Annotated in this window: 11 protein-coding genes and 3 tRNA genes; all 14 read left to right on the forward strand. The window is 44.3% G+C overall.

Going from position 1 to position 19649, the window contains the following annotated elements:
* Positions 1-12 precede the first annotated feature (12 nt).
* The 14 genes from atpA (at position 13) to WSWS_RS00370 (ending at position 19593) form a co-directional block, all read left to right on the forward strand.
* Entirely contained in the window at positions 13-1527 is a 1515-nt protein-coding gene (atpA, locus tag WSWS_RS00305; protein WP_070229390.1) for a F0F1 ATP synthase subunit alpha, read from the forward strand.
* 16 nt (positions 1528-1543) lie between these two features.
* Positions 1544-2422: a F0F1 ATP synthase subunit gamma gene (locus WSWS_RS00310; RefSeq protein ID WP_070229391.1), complete on the forward strand. Its 879-nt coding sequence runs from the start codon at positions 1544-1546 to the stop codon at positions 2420-2422.
* Between the two features lie 44 nt (positions 2423-2466).
* Entirely contained in the window at positions 2467-3867 is a 1401-nt protein-coding gene (gene atpD / locus WSWS_RS00315; RefSeq protein WP_070229392.1) for a F0F1 ATP synthase subunit beta, read from the forward strand.
* Positions 3868-3873: 6 nt separating this feature from the next.
* A complete protein-coding gene (locus WSWS_RS00320; protein ID WP_181777843.1) occupies positions 3874-4314 on the forward strand; it encodes a F0F1 ATP synthase subunit epsilon in 441 nt (146 codons plus the stop codon).
* A gap of 144 nt (positions 4315-4458) precedes the next feature.
* Positions 4459-5112, forward strand: a complete 654-nt coding sequence (locus tag WSWS_RS00325) for a deoxynucleoside kinase (protein ID WP_070229394.1) — start codon at positions 4459-4461, stop codon at positions 5110-5112.
* A gap of 12 nt (positions 5113-5124) precedes the next feature.
* Positions 5125-6408 (forward strand): serine--tRNA ligase, encoded by a 1284-nt coding sequence (serS, locus tag WSWS_RS00330; RefSeq protein ID WP_070229395.1) that lies wholly within the window; start codon positions 5125-5127, stop codon positions 6406-6408.
* A gap of 170 nt (positions 6409-6578) precedes the next feature.
* A tRNA-Leu gene (locus tag WSWS_RS00335) sits at positions 6579-6661 on the forward strand.
* Positions 6662-6689: 28 nt separating this feature from the next.
* A tRNA-Thr gene (locus WSWS_RS00340) sits at positions 6690-6762 on the forward strand.
* 38 nt (positions 6763-6800) lie between these two features.
* A tRNA-Arg gene (locus WSWS_RS00345) sits at positions 6801-6874 on the forward strand.
* Between the two features lie 209 nt (positions 6875-7083).
* Complete coding sequence (locus WSWS_RS00350) at positions 7084-9576, forward strand: ATP-dependent Clp protease ATP-binding subunit (RefSeq protein WP_070229396.1); 2493 nt, start codon at positions 7084-7086, stop codon at positions 9574-9576.
* A gap of 264 nt (positions 9577-9840) precedes the next feature.
* Entirely contained in the window at positions 9841-13461 is a 3621-nt protein-coding gene (gene rpoB, locus WSWS_RS00355; RefSeq protein WP_070229397.1) for a DNA-directed RNA polymerase subunit beta, read from the forward strand.
* 186 nt (positions 13462-13647) lie between these two features.
* Positions 13648-17301, forward strand: a complete 3654-nt coding sequence (gene rpoC, locus WSWS_RS00360) for a DNA-directed RNA polymerase subunit beta' (RefSeq protein WP_070229398.1) — start codon at positions 13648-13650, stop codon at positions 17299-17301.
* Between the two features lie 287 nt (positions 17302-17588).
* Positions 17589-18644, forward strand: coding sequence for a YdcF family protein (locus WSWS_RS00365; protein WP_070229399.1), 1056 nt, complete (start codon positions 17589-17591; stop codon positions 18642-18644).
* 97 nt (positions 18645-18741) lie between these two features.
* A complete protein-coding gene (locus WSWS_RS00370; protein ID WP_070229400.1) occupies positions 18742-19593 on the forward strand; it encodes a phosphodiester glycosidase family protein in 852 nt (283 codons plus the stop codon).
* The last annotated feature ends 56 nt before the right edge of the window (positions 19594-19649 follow it).

A 19649-nucleotide genomic window follows, 5' to 3' on the forward strand; every position in this document is an offset into this window, starting at 1 on the left:
GAAACTGCTGAAATGAGCATCAAAGCTGAAGAAATCAGTTCACTCATCAAAGCCCAGCTTGCTAACTATGAAGACGAGTTGACAGTTCAAGAAACTGGAACTGTTACCTATGTTGGTGACGGTGTTGCCCGTGTTACTGGGTTAGAAAACGCTATGTCAGGTGAATTGGTTGAATTTGCTAATGGCGTTATGGGTATGGCACAAAACCTTGAATCTAACGATGTTGGTATCGTTGTTTTAGGTAGGTATGATGAAATTCGTGAAGGTGACTTGGTTAAGCGTACAGGTCGCATCATGGAAGTGCCAGTTGGTGAGGAATTGATTGGTCGAGTTGTTAATGCATTGGGTCATCCAATTGATGGGCTTGGAGAAATCAAGACCGATAAGACACGCCCTGTTGAAGTGAAGGCACCCGGGGTCATGGAACGAAAGTCAGTTTTCGAACCATTACAAACTGGGTTAAAGGCCATTGACGCCCTTGTACCCATCGGCCGTGGTCAACGTGAATTGATTATCGGTGACCGTAAGACTGGTAAGACTTCAGTTGCCCTTGATACAATCTTGAACCAAAAGGATCAAGACATGATCGTGGTGTATGTTGCCATCGGTCAAAAGGACTCAACTGTCCGTACAACGGTTGAAACATTGCGCCAATATGGTGCTTTGGACTACACCATTGTTGTTTCAGCTGGTCCATCAGAACCAGCCCCAATGTTGTACTTGGCACCTTATGCTGGTGCAGCAATGGGTGAAGAGTTTATGTACAATGGTAAGCACGTGTTGATTATCTATGATGATTTGTCAAAGCAAGCAACGGCTTATCGTGAGCTGTCATTGATTCTTCGTCGTCCACCAGGCCGTGAAGCCTATCCTGGTGACGTCTTCTACTTGCATTCACGTTTGCTAGAACGAGCTGCTAAGTTGAGTGATGAGTTAGGTGGTGGTTCAATGACTGCTTTGCCAGTTATCGAAACACAAGCAGGCGATGTTTCTGCGTATATCCCAACCAACGTTATCTCAATCACTGATGGTCAAATCTTCTTGGATGCTGACCAGTTCTATTCAGGTGTTCGTCCTGCCATTGACGCTGGAACTTCTGTTTCACGTGTCGGTGGGGATGCCCAAATTAAGGCTATGAAGAAAGTTGCCGGTACATTGCGGCTAGACTTGGCTTCATACCGTGAGTTGGAATCATTTGCTCAATTTGGATCTGATTTGGATGCAGCTACGCAAGCTAAGTTGGCTCGTGGACGACGGACGGTCGAGTTATTGAAGCAACCTTTGCACAAGCCATTGCCGGTTGAAGAGCAAGTTGTGTCATTGTATGCTTTGACACATGGTTACTTAGATGATGTTGCCGTTGATGATATTTTGCGTTTTGAATCAGAAATGATCGAAGCATTACGTGCCTCACACAATGAATTGTTGACGACAATCGTTGATACAAAGAATTTGCCAGATACAGATGTATTGGATGCCACGATTGAAGAATTCAAGGCTACCTTTGCACCTTCTAGCGCCGAATAATTAAAGGAGGGGCAGAATGGGAGCTTCTTTGCAAGATATCTCACGCCGTATTACCTCTACAAAAAAGACGCGTCAAATCACGTCAGCTATGCAAATGGTTTCGACTTCGAAGTTGAGTCAAATTCAACGTCAAGGTGGACAATATCATGTGTATGCTGATCGTTTGCATGATGTTGTGGCCCACTTAGCTGAGGCCCACATCACAAACGTTGCTGGGACATTGCTTGAGCAACGCCCAGTTAAGAAGATTGGTTTTCTACTAATTACTTCTGATCGTGGTTTGGTTGGTGGTTATAACTCAATCTTGCTAAAGGAATTATTAGCACGGATTGAGGAGCATCAGTTGTCAAAAGAACAAGTTGTGATTTTGGCAATTGGTGGAAATGGTGCAGACTTCATGAAAAAGTTGGGTTATAACATCGCATACGAGTATCGTGGTGTTTCAGATGTGCCAACGTTTGAAGAAGTTCGTGATATCGTTAAGGCTGTGACATCAATGTATGATAATGAAGTCTTTGACGAATTAACGGTCATTTATAATCACTTCGTTTCACGTATTTCAAATGAATTCCGTGCCGAGAAGATGTTGCCAGTTTCGACTGACAGTTTCGAGAAAAAGACGGATTCTGGCTTGCATGCAGATTATGAAATGGAACCTTCAGTTGAGTCAATCTTAGCTGTCGTGTTACCACAGTACGCGGAAAGTCTGGTCTATGGTGCCATTTTGGACGCCAAGACCGCCGAACACGCGGCTTCATCAAATGCGATGCGTTCAGCTACTGATAATGCGAAGGACGTGATTGACCGGTTGGGCTTACAGTACAACCGGGCGCGTCAGAGTGCAATTACGACTGAAATCACAGAAATTACTGGTGGTATGGCTGCCCTTGAGTAGTCATCCAATCACAAAAATGTTTTAACTAAGGAAGGATAACGACAATGAGTACCGGACGAGTTGTACAAGTCATTGGCCCAGTCGTTGACGTTCAATTCCCATTGGATGGCCAAATTCCTGATATCAACAATGCTTTAGTCGTCGATAAGGGCGATGCGGGTAAGTTGACTGTCGAAGTTTCGTTGGCCTTGGGAGATGGTGTTGTTCGTACGATTGCCATGGACTCAACTGACGGCTTACAACGTGGTATGGAAGTAACCGACACTGAGGGACCTATCTCAGTGCCAGTTGGTGAAGCTACGTTGGGTCGTGTCTTTAACGTTTTGGGTGAAACAATTGATGGTGGTGAGGCCTTTGGAGATGATGCTCCACGAGACCCCATCCATCGTGAAGCACCTGCTTTTGATCAACTAGCTACATCTACTGAAATCCTGGAAACTGGAATCAAAGTTATCGATTTGCTGGCGCCATATGTGCGTGGTGGAAAGATTGGTTTGTTCGGTGGTGCGGGTGTTGGTAAGACAGTTTTGATTCAAGAATTGATTCACAACATTGCGCAAGGACATAATGGTATTTCAGTCTTTACTGGTGTCGGGGAACGTACCCGTGAAGGTAACGACATGTACCATGAAATGATGGATTCAGGCGTTTTGAAGCAAACCGCCATGGTTTATGGACAAATGAATGAGCCACCTGGCGCACGAATGCGTGTAGCCTTAACTGGTTTGACTATCGCGGAACATTTCCGTGATGTAAATGGTCAAGATGTTTTGTTGTTCATTGACAACATCTTCCGTTTCACACAAGCTGGTTCAGAAGTTTCAGCTTTGCTTGGTCGTATTCCATCAGCCGTTGGGTATCAACCAACATTGGCCACTGAAATGGGACAATTGCAAGAGCGGATCACTTCAACGCAAAAGGGTTCAGTTACATCAATCCAAGCCGTTTACGTGCCTGCCGATGACTATACTGACCCTGCTCCAGCGACGACTTTCGCCCACTTGGACGCAACTACTAACTTGGAGCGTTCTTTGACACAACAAGGTATCTATCCAGCCGTTGACCCGTTGGCTTCAACATCAACTGCTTTGACACCTGAAATTGTTGGACTTGAGCACTATGAAGTAGCGACTGAAGTCCAACGTACTTTGCAACGTTATCGTGAACTGCAAGATATCATTTCAATTCTAGGAATGGATGAATTGTCCGATGAAGAGAAGACGACGGTTAACCGTGCACGTCGTATTCAATTCTTCTTGTCACAACCATTCTCAGTTGCCGAAACGTTTACTGGTTTGCAGGGTGAGTATGTCCCCGTTGCCGAAACGGTACGCTCATTCAAGGAAATCTTGGAAGGTAAGTATGATAACTTGCCAGAAGATGCTTTCCGTAACGTTGGTGTCATTGAACAAGTCGTTGAAAAGGCCAAAACTTTGGCTCAATAATGAGGTATTGCCATGAATGAACACAGCATTAAGGTGTCAATTGTGACTCCCGATGGCGTGGTCTTCGAATATGAAACTGCCACGTTAGTTGTGTTGCACACAACTGGCGGTGAAGTCGGTATCATGGCGAACCACGTGCCACTAATCTCAGCTTTGGAAATTAGCGAAGTGAAGGTTGTGGATGAGTCAGAATCAAATAATATGACCGAATTGATTGCTGTCAATGGTGGTTTTGCTGAATTCTCACAGAACATGCTCACAATTGTGGCGGACTCTGCTGAGAAGAGCGGTGATATCGATGTGCGTCGTGCTGAATCTGCTCGTAAGCGTGCCGAAGAGGCTTTGAAGCAGGCGAAGGATCGACAGGATGCTCGTGAGATTCAACGTAACCAAGCAGCACTATTGCGTGCGATAAATCGTATTCAAGCTGCTACCGGACAGAAGTAGCCTGTTTACCAAAGGTGTTCGAATTTTTTCGAACACCTTTTTTATGTGTGCTATGAGAATTGATGTTAGATAATCCCAGTTAGCGTCTGCCGGCGATTTTTGATAAGATATAGTAGATATAAATAAAGTTACGGAGAATAAAATATGATTGTACTATCAGGAACAATCGGCGCTGGAAAAACGAGTTTAACTACGTTGTTGGCAGAGCACCTTGGTTCACAAGCCTATTATGAAAGTGTTGATGACAATCCGGTATTGCCATTGTTTTACGAGAATCCAAAGAAGTACGGTTTTCTCCTGCAAAACTACTTTTTAAATAAGCGCATCGAAAACATTAAGGATGCGCAAGGCAATCCGCTAAATATTATTGATCGTTCAATCTATGAGGATTTGTTGCTGTTCCAATTAAATGCGGATTTGGAGCGTACGACGCAGACTGAAGTTGATATTTATGGTGACCTGTTGTCTAACATGATGGAACAAGTCGATTTTTCCGAAAATGCAGTCGTCAAAACACCGGATTTGTTAATTTACATTCATGTCTCATTTGACCGCATGCTTGAACGTATTCAAAAGCGGGGCCGTGATTTTGAGCAAATTGATCATGATCCATCCCTGTTTAATTACTATAAGGAATTAAATCAACGTTACAAAGCATGGTTTGAGGATTATTCAAAATCACCTAAGTTGGCGATCGATGGTGACAAGTATGACTTTGTTTCCAATGAAGATGATTTGCAGGCAGTTTTGGCCCAAATTGACGTGAAAGTTAACGAACTTCGGTTACGTGATAAATAAAGAGGTGAGATGATGTTAGACATTAAGTATTTACGTAATAATGCGAACGAAGCTAAAGAACGCTTGGCAACGCGTGGGTTGGATCCCGCAGAAGTCACAGCCTTATTAGCTGATGATGCAAAGCGGCGTGAGTTGTTAGTAGCTGCTGAAGAATTAAAAGCACGGCGTAACACGGTTTCAGATGAAATTGGTGCCAAGAAGCGTGCTAAAGAGGATGCCTCAGCCGTAATCGCTGAAATGCAACAAGTCTCAGCTGACATCAAGTCCTTGGATGAGCAAATTGCTACAGTCGATGCAGCCATTGAAGCACGCGCATCTCACTTTCCTAATTTACCAAACCCTGGTATTCCAGTAGGTCCTGATGAAGACTCAAACCGCGAAGAGCGCGTTTGGGGTGACATCCCAACCTTTGATTTTGAGCCCAAAGCCCACTATGAAATTGGTGAAGATTTGGGAATTCTTGATTGGGAGCGCGCTGCAAAAGTTTCTGGTGCTCGTTTCGTATACTATGTTGGTCAAGGCGCACGGTTAGAGCGTGCCGTTTATAACTTTATGTTGGATGAACACCAAAAAGAGGGTTATAAGGAAATGATTACGCCATACATGGTTAAATATGAAGCAATGTATGGTACCGGCCAATACCCTAAGTTTGAAGAAGATGCCTACCGCGTTGGAAATGGTGAAAACATGACCTTGATTCCGACCGCAGAAGTCCCTTTGACAAACTACTTCCGTGAAGAAGTGATCGATGCTGAAAAGTTGCCATATGCGGTTACGGCGTTGTCACCTTCATTCCGTGAAGAAGCTGGTTCTGCTGGCCGTGATACCCGTGGTTTGATTCGTATGCACCAATTCAATAAGGTGGAAATGGTCCAATTTACGAAACCAGAGCAGTCATACCAAGTTTTGGAAGCGATGACGCAACACGCGGAAAACATTTTGCAAAAGCTAGGTTTGGCGTACCATGTATTAACGTTATCGACTGGTGACATGGGCTTTTCTGCTGCAGAAACGCACGATTTGGAAGTTTGGATGCCCGAACAAGATAAGTATCGCGAAATTTCGTCAGTATCTAATACCGAGGATTTCCAAGCACGGCGCGCGCGTATTCAGTATCGTGACGAGAATGGCAAGTTGCAATATGTGCACACATTGAACGGATCTGGCTTAGCGGTCGGTCGTACGGTCGCCGCCATTTTGGAAAATTACCAAAATGCGGATGGCACGGTGACCATTCCAGAAGTTTTGCGTCCTTACTTTGGCGCAGATAAAATTATTGCTGAAGATCAACTATAATTTAATGATGCAGAAAACGCGTACCAACAGTATTTGTGGTATGCGTTTTCTTGTGTCTGGTGCCGTTGTCATTTTTTTTAAAAATATATTGGCAAAAAGTGTTGACACTTTATTCTTAGCTTGTTATGATATAAAAGTTGTTTAAAGCGAAAGCGGAAATGACAAAGCATGCGGATGTGGCGGAACTGGCAGACGCGCAGGATTTAGGTTCCTGTGTCCTAGTGGCGTGCAGGTTCGATTCCTGTCATCCGCATTTGACAACAAATATTATTTTTGGTGTCGCCGAGTTAGCTCAGTTGGCAGAGCACTTCACTAGTAATGAAGGGGTCGCTGGTTCGAATCCAGTACTCGGCATTCGACTTTTAGTTGTGAAAGTTGTAAAGTTAATATATGCACCTATAGCGCAATTGGATAGAGTGTCTGACTACGAATCAGAAGGTTGTAGGTTCGAGTCCTACTAGGTGCATTTCATAGAAAACCGTCAAGAGTAATCTTGATGGTTTTCTTTCATTATCTGTCATGATTGATTTGGATGATGAGATTTTTGCCATGAATTAATGGTAATCATATGAAACAATCGCTATAATGAACATAACTTATGAGCTAGCGGCAGTTAGTTTGTAGATTTTGCATGAGATTTAATGAGGATAGCCTCGTAGAAAGTGAGTGATGATTATGGATAACCAATACACTCCAAGTGCTAAAAATGTTTTAGTGTTAGCACAAGAACAAGCGAAAACATTCCGGCATCAAGCCGTCGGTACTGAGCATTTATTGCTAGCGCTAGCCATTGAACGCGATGGGATCGCCAGTAAAGTTCTCCAACAATTCAATATCGCTGATGATGATATTCGTGAGGAAATCGAACGCTTCACGGGTTATGGTACCTTGGCGCGTACCGGTAAGGATGCTTACTTACCTTACTCGCCCAAAGCTGGTGAGATTCTTGAACAAACAGCTCTGGAAGCCCGTGAATTGAAGAATGGTCGGATCGGAACGGAGCATATCTTATTAGCTCTGTTGGCGGACGAGACAATTTTGTCATCACGTATTTTATTGGCGTTAGGTGCCAGTCCAGTAGAGATGCGTCGGGTCACTTTGCGCAAATTGGGCGTGGCTGATCCACGGCGCAATGAAAAGAATACACGTAACAAGAAGCAAGCCGTTGAAGGCACTCCAACCTTGGACGGTCTGGCCCGCGATTTAACGCAACAAGCGCGGGAAAATCACATGGATCCAGTGATTGGGCGTACGGCTGAAGTGAAGCGCGTAATTCAGATTTTGTCGCGTCGTACCAAGAACAACCCCGTGTTGGTTGGTGAACCTGGTGTCGGTAAAACGGCGATTGCGGAAGGTTTAGCCCAAAAGATTGTGGCTGGGGATGTCCCCGCAGATTTAGCTAAAAAGCGGTTGATGATGCTTGATATGGGTTCGCTAGTAGCTGGTACCAAGTATCGTGGTGAGTTTGAAGACCGGTTGAAGAAAGTTATTGATGAAATTCAGGCTGATGGTGAAGTCATTTTGTTCATTGATGAGTTGCATACCTTGATCGGTGCGGGTGGCGCAGAAGGGGCGATTGATGCCTCAAATATTTTGAAGCCAGCCTTAGCGCGTGGGGAGTTGCAAACTATTGGTGCGACAACACTGGATGAGTACCAAAAGTATATTGAATCAGATGCAGCTTTGGAACGTCGTTTTGCCCAAGTGCAGGTGAATGAACCCAATGAAGCTGATGCCATCGAAATTTTAAAGGGTCTGAAGTCACGCTATGAGCAACATCATCAAGTTGCCATCTCTGATGAAGCGGTGATTGAAGCAGTTAAGCTTTCAATGCGCTATGTGGCAGATCGTTTCTTGCCTGATAAGGCGATTGATTTGATGGATGAAGCTGCCGCTAAGGTCCGCATTGATCAGACTGGACACAAGACACCGAAGGCAAAACTTGAAGAGAAGCTACAAGCTTTACGAGCTGAAAAGGATGCGGCGATTGAAGCATTGGACTTTGAATTAGCAGCCCAAATTCGTAAGAAGGAAATGGCGCAAAAGAAGAAGTTAGATCGGTTTGTCGCACTACAAGACGTTGAAAAGAATCCCGGTACTGGTCATTATGACTTAGAAGTAACTACTGAGGATATTACTGAAGTAGTAGCTGCCCAAACCGGTATTCCACTGACACAATTGGAAAAGAATGAACAAGAACGTTTGTTGAATCTTGAGAAAGAGTTGCACAAGCGTGTGATTGGTCAAGATGAGGCAATTTCAGCCATTGCACGTTCAATTCGACGGGCACGTTCAGGGTTGAAGGATCCATCACGGCCCATCGGAACCTTTATGTTCTTGGGACCAACTGGAACTGGTAAAACTGAGCTAGCTAAGGCATTGGCTGAATCGATGTTTGGTTCAGAGGATAACATGATTCGTGTCGATATGTCAGAATACATGGAATCATATTCAACCAGTCGTTTGATTGGTTCAGCGCCTGGTTATGTTGGCTATGATGAAGGTGGTCAATTAACAGAAAAGGTTCGGCGTCACCCATATTCTGTCATTCTTTTGGATGAGGCGGAAAAAGCACATCCAGATGTCTATAACTTGATGTTACAGGTGTTTGATGATGGTTATTTGACAGATGCTAAGGGTCGTAAGATTGATTTTCGGAACACGATTATTATCATGACTTCGAATTTAGGGGCTACGCGGCTTCGCGATGAGAAGTCGGTTGGTTTCGGTGCCAAGAATAATGCGGATGATTACGAAGCCATGAATGCTACTGTGCGTAAGACGTTGAAGGAAAGCTTCCGCCCAGAATTCATTAATCGAATTGATGAAGTCGTGGTCTTCCGTAGTTTAACGAAGCCAGAATTGCATCAAATTGTAAAATTGATGGCGACATCTGTGCTTAAGCGAATTGCCGACCAAGGATTCGAAGTGAAAATTACCGCCGCTGCGATTGATGTAGTGGCTGATGCTGGCTTTGATCCTGAGTATGGGGCACGTCCAATTCGCCGTGCCTTGCAGACGAAGGTTGAAGATCGGTTAAGTGAAGAATTGTTGGCAGGTAAAATTACTACGAACGATATTGTGACCATTGGTGCGAAAAAAGGCGAAATTACGATTAATATCAAGCCAAAGAACACTAATGAAGAAAAAACGGTTGTCACCGAGTAAATTTAAATATCACACAGTTGGTATAGTCAATCAACTGCGCTAAACTGTTGTAATAACGCGATTTATGTCATATAATGTAAGTTAGTTGAATTGTGTATAGACAACGGTAATCGGGAAATATTGTCCCCGAAAGCCTTTATAAAGGACATCGGGATGACAAAATTTTTGGGATTGCCGTTGTCTTTTTTGCACTTAAAAACCAGGTATTTTGTGCAAGAATGGCCTTTTTTAACCATTTTGTAACAAATGAACGTTGTCTCCTGGATGCACAGTTTGCCAAATCGAAGTGAGGTGGAAAACTTGGTAGGAACACTAGTTAAGTACGGTAAGCACCGTGTTCGTCGTAGTTACGCGCGCATCAAGGAAGTCCTTGATTTGCCTAACTTGATTGAAATTCAAACGGACTCATACAATTGGTTCTTGGATGAAGGATTGCGTGAAATGTTCTTGGACATTTTGCCAATCGATGATTACCAAGGCAAGTTGTCATTGGAATTCGTTGATTATAAGTTGTTGGAGCCTAAATATACGGTAGAAGAAGCACGTAACCATGATGCAAACTACTCTGCTCCGCTGCACGTTACGTTACGTTTGACTAATAATGAAACTGGTGAAATCAAAGACCAAGATGTGTTCTTCGGTGATTTTCCATTAATGACTCCTGGTGGAACTTTCATCATTAACGGAGCCGAGCGTGTTATCGTTTCACAATTGGTTCGTTCACCTGGTGTGTACTACCACGAAGAGTTGGACAAGAATGGTCGGCCACAATTTGGCACGACTTTTATTCCAAACCGTGGTGCATGGTTGGAATATGAAACTGATGCCAAGGGCTTAAGCTACGTTCGTATCGATCGTACGCGTAAGTTGCCAATCACCGAATTGGTACGTGCCTTGGGATACGGTTCAGATTCAGAAGTGATGCAAATCTTGGGTGGAGAAGCCTATGATTCAATTGCCTTAACTTTGGAAAAAGACGTGCACAAGGATACGAATGATTCACGAGTTGAAGAAGCTTTGAAGGACATCTACGAAAAGTTGCGTCCAGGTGAGCCTAAGACAGCTGATTCATCACGTTCCCTCTTGACTGCTCGTTTCTTCGATCCAAAGCGTTATGATTTGGCACCAGTTGGTCGTTATAAGATGAACAAGAAGTTGTCATTGAAGACGCGTTTGAAGGATTTGACGTTGGCTGAAACCTTGGCTGATCCTGAAACTGGTGAAATTGTCTTGGAAAAGGGCGCTGTGCTTGATAAAAAGAACATGGCCATCTTGGCACCATATTTGGATCGCAAAGATTTCAAGACAACTACTTATACACCAGTTGAAGAAGGTGTTGTTACAACACCAATGACTTTGCAGACTATCTTAGTTGAGTCTCCTGAAGACCCAGAAAAGGCTTTGCCAATCATTGGTAATGGCCACATTGATGCGAAGGAACGGACAATCCAACCTGCTGACATCATCGCTGGTATGAATTACTTCTTGAACTTGCCATTGGGCATTGGTTCAGCTGATGATATCGACCACTTGGGTAATCGTCGTATCCGTCGTGTCGGTGAATTGTTGCAAAACACATTCCGGATTGGTTTGAGCCGAATGGAGCGTGTTGTTCGTGATCGTATGACGACCAACGATTCGGACACTATCACACCACAACAATTAATTAACATCCGTCCGGTTGTGGCGGCTGTTAAGGAATTCTTCGGTTCATCACAATTGTCACAATTCATGGACCAAACGAATCCTTTGGGAGAATTGACGAACAAGCGTCGTCTTTCAGCCCTTGGACCTGGTGGATTGACTCGTGATCGTGCCGGATTCGAAGTTCGAGATGTTCACTATACGCACTATGGTCGTATGGATCCAATCGAAACGCCTGAAGGACCTAACATCGGGTTGATTAATTCATTGGCAACTTATGGCCGTGTTAACAAGTACGGTTTCATTGAGACACCATACCGTCGTGTTTCATGGGAAGATCATAAAGTTACCAACAAGATTGATTACCTAACCGCCGATGAAGAAGATAACTACATCGTTGCGCAAGGTAACTCAGTTTTGAATGACGATGGTTCTTTTGCTACCGAGACTGTTTTGGCTCGTGAAGGTGAAGAAAACATCGAAGTTTCAATCGATAAGGTTGACTACATGGACGTTTCGCCTAAGCAAATGGTTGCCGTTGCCACGGCTGCGATTCCTTTCTTGGAAAACGACGACTCAAATCGTGCCTTGATGGGTGCTAACATGCAACGTCAAGCGGTTCCTTTGGTTGATCCACATGCACCATTGATTGGTACTGGTATCGAATATAAGGCTGCCCACGACGCGGGTGTTGCGATCATCGCTGCCCACCCAGGTACGGTTGAATACGTTGACGGTCGTGAAATTCGCGTTCGTCGTGAAGATGGTTCTTTGGATAACTACAAGTTGATGAAGTTCCGTCGTTCAAACGCTGGTAAGAACTATAACCAACGGCCAATCGTTAAGGTTGGGGATGCTGTTGATGAAGATGAAGTTTTGGCTGATGGACCAGCAATGGAACAAGGTGAATTGGCCTTGGGTCAAAACCCATTAATTGCCTTCATGACTTGGCAAGGATATAACTTCGAAGATGCCATCATCATCAATGAACGTTTGATCCGTGATGACGTTTATACTTCAATTCACATTGAGGAATATGAATCGGAGGCGCGTGATACAAAGCTTGGCCCTGAAGAATTCACTCGCGAATTGCCAAACACTGGTGAGAAGCAATTGAAGGATTTGGACGAGCGCGGTATCATCCGCATCGGTGCTGAAGTTGAAGATGGTGACATTTTGGTTGGTAAGGTAACCCCTAAGGGAGTAACCGAACTATCAGCTGAAGAGCGTTTGCTACATGCCATCTTTGGTGAGAAGGCGCGTGAAGTTCGTGACACGTCATTGCGTGTTCCTCACGGTGGTGGCGGTGTCGTTCAAGACGTCCGTATCTTCACTCGTGAAAATGGTGATGAATTGTCTCCAGGTGTTAACATGATGGTTCGTGTCTACATTGCACAACGTCGTAAGATTCAAGTCGGTGACAAGATGGCCGGTCGTCATGGTAACAAGGGTACCGTTTCTGTCATTGTTCCTTCAGAAGACATGCCATTCATGCCAGATGGAACACCTATCGACATTATGTTGTCACCAATGGGTGTGCCATCACGTATGAACATCGGTCAAGTTTTGGAATTGCACTTGGGAATGGCTGCGCGTGAGCTGGGCATTCACATTTCATCTCCAGTCTTTGACGGTGCTCGTGACACGGATATCTGGGCAGCCTTGAAGGAAGCTGGTTTGCCAGCTGATGGAAAGTCTGTCTTGTATGATGGTCGTACTGGTGAAGCCTTCGATAAGCGTGTTGCCGTGGGTATTATGCATTACATGAAGTTGGCCCACATGGTTGACGACAAGATGCACGCCCGTTCAATTGGACCTTACTCATTGGTTACACAACAACCATTGGGTGGTAAGGCTCAATTCGGTGGTCAACGTTTCGGTGAAATGGAAGTTTGGGCCCTTGAAGCCTATGGTGCCGCACATACGTTGCAAGAAATTCTGACTTATAAGTCAGATGACGTTGTCGGACGTACGAAGACATTTGAGGCGATTGTTAAGGGTGAACAAATTCCTAAGCCAGGGGTACCTGAGTCATTCCGTGTGCTTGTGAAGGAATTGCAAGCGCTTGGTTTGGACATGAAGGTCTTGGATATTGACGATCGTGAAATTGAATTGCGCGACATGGATGAAGATGACTCAGTTATCAATATCGAAGCCGCTACTGCACAAGCGCAACGTTTGGCAGAAGAATTCAACAACACTGATGAATCAGCCCCAACGACTGGTTCAGTTGAAAAATAAAAATTAAACACTAATCTAGTTTGCTAGGTTAGCGTTAAGTGCAACGGATCAGTTCGATCAAGGGTACTTAACGCTAGTCCTAGTGAACTAGTGGTGTGGAAGAAGTGTCCTACTGGACTTCTTTGTTGTTATGTAACGGGGAACCGTTATTTGGAATATAGGAACCTATGGAAAGGGGTCAAACCATTGATTGATGTCAATAAGTTTGAAAGCATGCAAATCGGTCTAGCATCGCCAGACAAGATTCGCAGCTGGTCGTATGGTGAAGTTAAGAAGCCTGAGACAATCAACTACCGTACACTCAAGCCCGAAAAAGACGGTTTGTTTGATGAACGCATTTTTGGTCCAACAAAAGACTACGAATGTGCGTGTGGTAAGTACAAGCGTATCCGTTATAAGGGTATCGTTTGTGACCGTTGTGGAGTCGAAGTAACTTCATCTAAGGTACGCCGTGAGCGTATGGGTCACATCGAGTTGGCCGCTCCCGTTTCACATATCTGGTACTTCAAGGGAATCCCATCACGTATGGGATTGGTCTTGGACATGTCACCACGTTCATTGGAAGAAGTTATCTACTTCGCATCATACGTGGTTACTAAGTCAGGTGACACACCACTTCAAGAAAAGCAATTATTGTCAGAACGTGAATACCGTGAGTTGAAGGCCCAATATGGTACTGCCTTTGAAGCTGGTATGGGTGCAGAAGCTGTCCAAACGTTGTTGGCAAATGTTGACCTTGAAAAGGAAGTTGAAGAACTTAAAGCACAATTGCGCGAGGCCACTGGCCAAAAGCGTGTGCGTTCAGTACGTCGTTTGGACATCATTGAAGCCTTCGTTGTTTCTGGTAACAAACCAGAATGGATGGTTTTGGATGTTATCCCAATTATTCCTCCTGATTTGCGTCCTATGGTGCAATTAGAAGGTGGCCGTTTTGCAACTTCAGATTTGAACGACTTGTACCGTCGAGTAATCAACCGTAACAACCGTTTGAAACGTTTGTTAGAGTTGAATGCACCTGGTATCATCGTGCAAAACGAAAAGCGTATGTTGCAAGAAGCGGTTGACGCTTTGATTGATAACGGTCGTCGTGGCCGTCCAGTTACTGGTCCAGGTAACCGGCCATTGAAGTCATTGTCACACATGTTGAAGGGTAAGCAAGGACGTTTCCGTCAAAACTTGCTTGGTAAGCGTGTTGACTATTCAGGTCGTTCAGTTATCGACGTTGGTCCATTCTTGAAGATGAACCAAATGGGCTTGCCACGTCCAATGGCTTTGGAGTTATTCAAGCCATTCTTGATGCGTGAGTTGATCAAGCGTGATTTGGCTGCCAATATCCGTGCGGCTAAGCGTAAGATCGATGACCGTGACGAAGATGTTATGGACGTTTTGGAAGACGTTATCAAGGAGCACCCAGTTCTTTTGAACCGTGCGCCAACGTTGCACCGTTTGGGAATTCAAGCGTTTGAGCCTGTCTTGGTTTCAGGTAAGGCGATGCGTTTGCACCCACTGGTTACAGAAGCCTATAACGCCGATTTCGACGGTGACCAAATGGCCATTCACGTGCCTTTGTCAGATGAAGCTCAAGCCGAAGCACGTTTGCTGATGCTTGCTGCAGGTCACATCTTGGCACCTAAGGATGGAACACCAATCGTTGCCCCTTCTCAAGACATGGTTATCGGTAACTACTACCTAACTACTGAAGAAGCCGGCCGTGAAGGTGAAGGCATGATCTTTAAGGACATCAACGAAGCGCGGACTGCGTTCCAAAACAAGTATGTGCACTTGCACACACGTGTGGGTGTTCAAACATCATCATTCCCTGATACAAAGCCATTCACACCTGAACAACGTAACCGCATTATGGTAACAACAGTTGGTAAGTTGTTCTTTAACGACATCTTGCCAATCGGGTTCCCATACTTGAATGAACCAACTGAAGCTAATTTACATGGTACTGACGACAAGTTCTTCTTGGAGCCCGGACAAGACATCCGCGAGTATCTAGCTAACAATAGCATCGTGGCGCCATTTAAGAAGGGTTATCTCTCAGATATCATCGCTGAAGTCTACAAGCAATATAAAGTTACTGAAACGTCATTGCTATTGGACCGGATGAAGGACTTGGGATATGACGAATCAACTAAGTCAGGTTTGACCGTCGGTGTTGCCGACGTGACTGACTTGGGTGAGACAAAGACAATGATTGTCACCGAAGCACACAAGCAAGTTGCAGCTGTCGCAAAGCAATTCCGTCGTGGATTGATTACTGATGACGAGCGTTATGCCCGTGTTATCGACATCTGGAACAAGGCTAAGGATGATGTAACTGACGAATTGATCAAGTCATTTGAACCTGACAATAACATCTTCATGATGTCTGACTCAGGGGCTCGTGGTAACATCTCTAACTTTACCCAACTTGCTGGTATGCGTGGCTTGATGGCTGCGCCTAATGGTAAGATCATGGAATTGCCTATCATCGCTAACTTCCGTGAAGGTTTGTCAGTGTTGGAAATGTTCTTCTCAACTCACGGAGCTCGTAAGGGTATGACTGACACGGCCTTGAAGACGGCCGACTCAGGTTACTTGACGCGTCGTTTGGTTGACGTTGCGCAAGACGTTATCATTCGTGAGATTGACTGTGGTACTGATCGTGGTTTGGATGTTTCCGCAATCATGAACGGTAATGAAGTGATCGAATCATTGTACGACCGTATCTTGGGACGTTATGCTCAAAAGGCAGTTATCGACCCAACTACTGGTGAAGTTATCGTTGCACACAACGGCATGATCGATGAAGATACAGCAAAGCGGATCATCGCTGCCGGCATTACAACGGTTAATATTCGTTCAGCCTTTACTTGTAATACTGAACACGGTGTCTGTGTGTTTGACTATGGTCGTAACTTGGCCACTGGTGACATCGTTGAAGTTGGTGAAGCTGTCGGAACTGTTGCTGCTCAATCAATCGGTGAACCTGGTACACAATTGACAATGCGTAACTTCCACACGGGTGGTGTTGCCGGTGGTGCTGACATCACGATGGGTCTTCCTCGTGTCCAGGAAATCTTTGAAGCTCGTAACCCTAAGGGACGTGCTGAAATTTCTAAGGTCACAGGTGAAGTTGTTTCTATCGAAGAAAACCCAGCTGATCGTACTAAGGAAGTTAAGATTGTTGGTAATGGTGATGAAGAAGTTTACACACTACCAATCAATTCTCGTATGAAGGTTGCTGAAGGTGATCACATTCACCGTGGAACTGAAATTAACGATGGTTCTATCGATCCTAAGGAATTGATTCAAGTGCGTGATACTTTGGCAACTGAAAACTACATTGTGCGTTCAGTACAACAAGTTTACCGTTTACAAGGTATTGAAATTTCTGACAAGCACATCGAAGTTATGGCTCGTCAAATGTTGCGTAAGGTTCGTGTCATGGATCCAGGTGAGACTGATTTGTTGCCTGGTACTTTGATGGATATCGCGCAATTCCGTGACGCCAATAAGGAAACTTTGTTGAACGGTGGTTTGCCTGCAACGGCACGTCCAGTTTTGCTTGGTATCACTAAGGCTTCATTGGAGACGAATTCATTCTTGTCAGCCGCATCCTTCCAAGAGACGACACGTGTCTTGACCGATGCTGCGATCCGTGGAAAGAACGATCCATTGGTTGGTTTGAAGGAGAACGTTATTATCGGTAAGTTGATTCCTGCCGGTACTGGTATGACGGAATACCGTCAAGTTAAGCCAGAAGTTGTAGCTGACCCTGTGGTAGTTGCAACTGAAGAAGGTTCAAAGATCCCTTCAATCGCTGATATTGAAAACTCAATGAACTTGTAAGATTAGTTTTTTGAACTTAAAGAGCTACTTCCGTATGGAGGTAGCTCTTTTTGTTGCTTAATTGACAAGATTAGGGAAAATCGATATTATCGAGATAATCTAGATACTATCATGAGTATCACGTTAGCTGTTTCCGTGGTTGCATCATTTTTAGTGTGACGTTATTTAAGGCAACCATGATACAGTATGAATCAAGTTCGATCTCACGTGATTGAACTTTTTTGATGGCAGGTCCGATTAACCTTGAAAAGCTAACCATCGCAATGATTTGTGAGGAGGCATTCATTATGATCAGTCTATTAATCATATTACCGGTTGAAGTGCTCGCCGTGGGCATGCTTTATCGGACAATAAAAATTGAACCACGAACCATTTGGCTAGGATTTTGGACCCTTGCAGTGGCATTGATGAGTGTGTTATTAGCTAATAGTTTGTTGTTCATACTGGCTAAAGAATTAGCTTGGTCGTGGCTTACAAACGGGATACTGATTGCGGGCGCCGCCATAGCCGGTTTGTTTTTACTGTTCTCACTCCTTTTCAATCTGTATGGAGCCTATTATTCATGGCAACTTTGGCGTAAGCGATACCATACACTTGCTAATTTATTATTGCCAATATTTATGGTAGTGTTTGGTTTGTTGCAGTTTTATGGGCCCTTCTTTATCAAAAACGGTCCCGTAAACCTGATGAACTTGGGGATTATCTTTTTAGCAAACTATTTTTTCACGCTGTTTCTTATTTTCCTCGTGGGCGCAATTGTCTATGACCATCTAACTAGACAGTTAGATAGTGCCTACTATGTGGTGCTTGGTGCGGGATTAATTGGCGGCCATAAAGTTAGCAAACAGTTAGGCAACCGGATCAAGTTAGCGGTTGATGCAGCGAAAGCTTACGTTGTGCGCCATCAACGTTACCCTATCATTATCTTTTCTGGTGGTAAAGGGGGTAACGATCGCCCTTCTGAAGCTCAGGCAATGCAGGCCTATGCGGTTGAAAAATTTGGTTATCCAGTCGAATTTACTATGCTTGAAGATCAAAGTACGACGACCCGCGAGAATATGCGGTTTAGTATTCAGAAAATTCAGGCACATAGCCAAGGTAGGGTGCACCATTTTGTCTTCTTTACGAGTGAATATCATGTTTTCCGGGCCGTCATCCAAGCGCATTTTTTGCAGATTGACGCGCACGGCTATGGCAGTTATACCCCACGGCATTTCAGGTTTAACGCGTTTATTCGTGAATATGTTGCCATGCTTAATATGTATCGGCGGGGGCATGCCGTTGTGATCGGGGTAACACTAATAGTATTGGTCATGAATTTCATCTTTAGTCTGTTCGGCTAGTTAGTAGTCAAATTCCACTGCGGCATGGCTATGATCGACACGTCACGCTGTTTTTTGATATACTTTAGACTAATGGATAAAAGAGGAGTTATAGAATATGAAGCGTGCGATGACAGTTATCGTAACGATCGTGGTTTTTCTAGGAATCATTGGCGCAGGTGGTTATTACGCCTACAACAAGTTCTTTGGTACAACCGCAGAATCTGCTAATAGTACTAATGCGATTAAAACAAAAAGTAAGACGGCAGATGCAAAAGCTGGCATTACCTTGAACAATGACGGTACCGAGTGGGTACAAGTTGTTTCAACTGGTAAGGTTAACAAGAAAGTGCAGGACTTGTCGACGGCAGATTTGGTTATCTACCGCATTCACAATCCTAAAATTTTAAAGACCGTGACATCGCTGACGACCGCACCGCAGAGTATGGATACAATGATGGCTAAGTATCCTAAGTCATTGATTATGAATACGTCTGGGTTCAACATGCAAACCTATGCGCCGATCGGGTTGCAAATTAATCGTGGCACGCTAATCAGTGATTGGTCATCGGGCAGCTATGGACGTAATGCCTTTGTGGTCAACAAAGATGGCTCAACTAAGCTCTATAGTGATGCAACTTCTGCCCAAACCATTATTAACAATGGTGGTGAAATGAGTTTTAGTTTTGGGTCGATTGTTATTAAAAATGGTAAAACTTACGCGAATGATGGTAGTTTGAACTGGAAGTATCATAGTTTGATTGGTACGGATTTGAATAATAATATTTATTTGATTGTGACCTTACATGCAGTTACCTATCCAAAAGTAATGGCGCAATTAGCGGATTTAAATCTACAAAACTTGATCATCATGGATGGTGGTGGCTCATCGCAATTATCATATAATGGTGATGAGAAGTGGGCGAGTGAAGATGATCGATCAGTACCCGATTTCATCGTACTAAAATAAAAAACACGTTCGGTTTTGTACTGGCTCCCAAGTTAGCGTAACTTTGGGGACAGCAC

This window comes from Weissella soli, from assembly GCF_001761545.1.
Classification (GTDB): domain Bacteria; phylum Bacillota; class Bacilli; order Lactobacillales; family Lactobacillaceae; genus Weissella; species Weissella soli.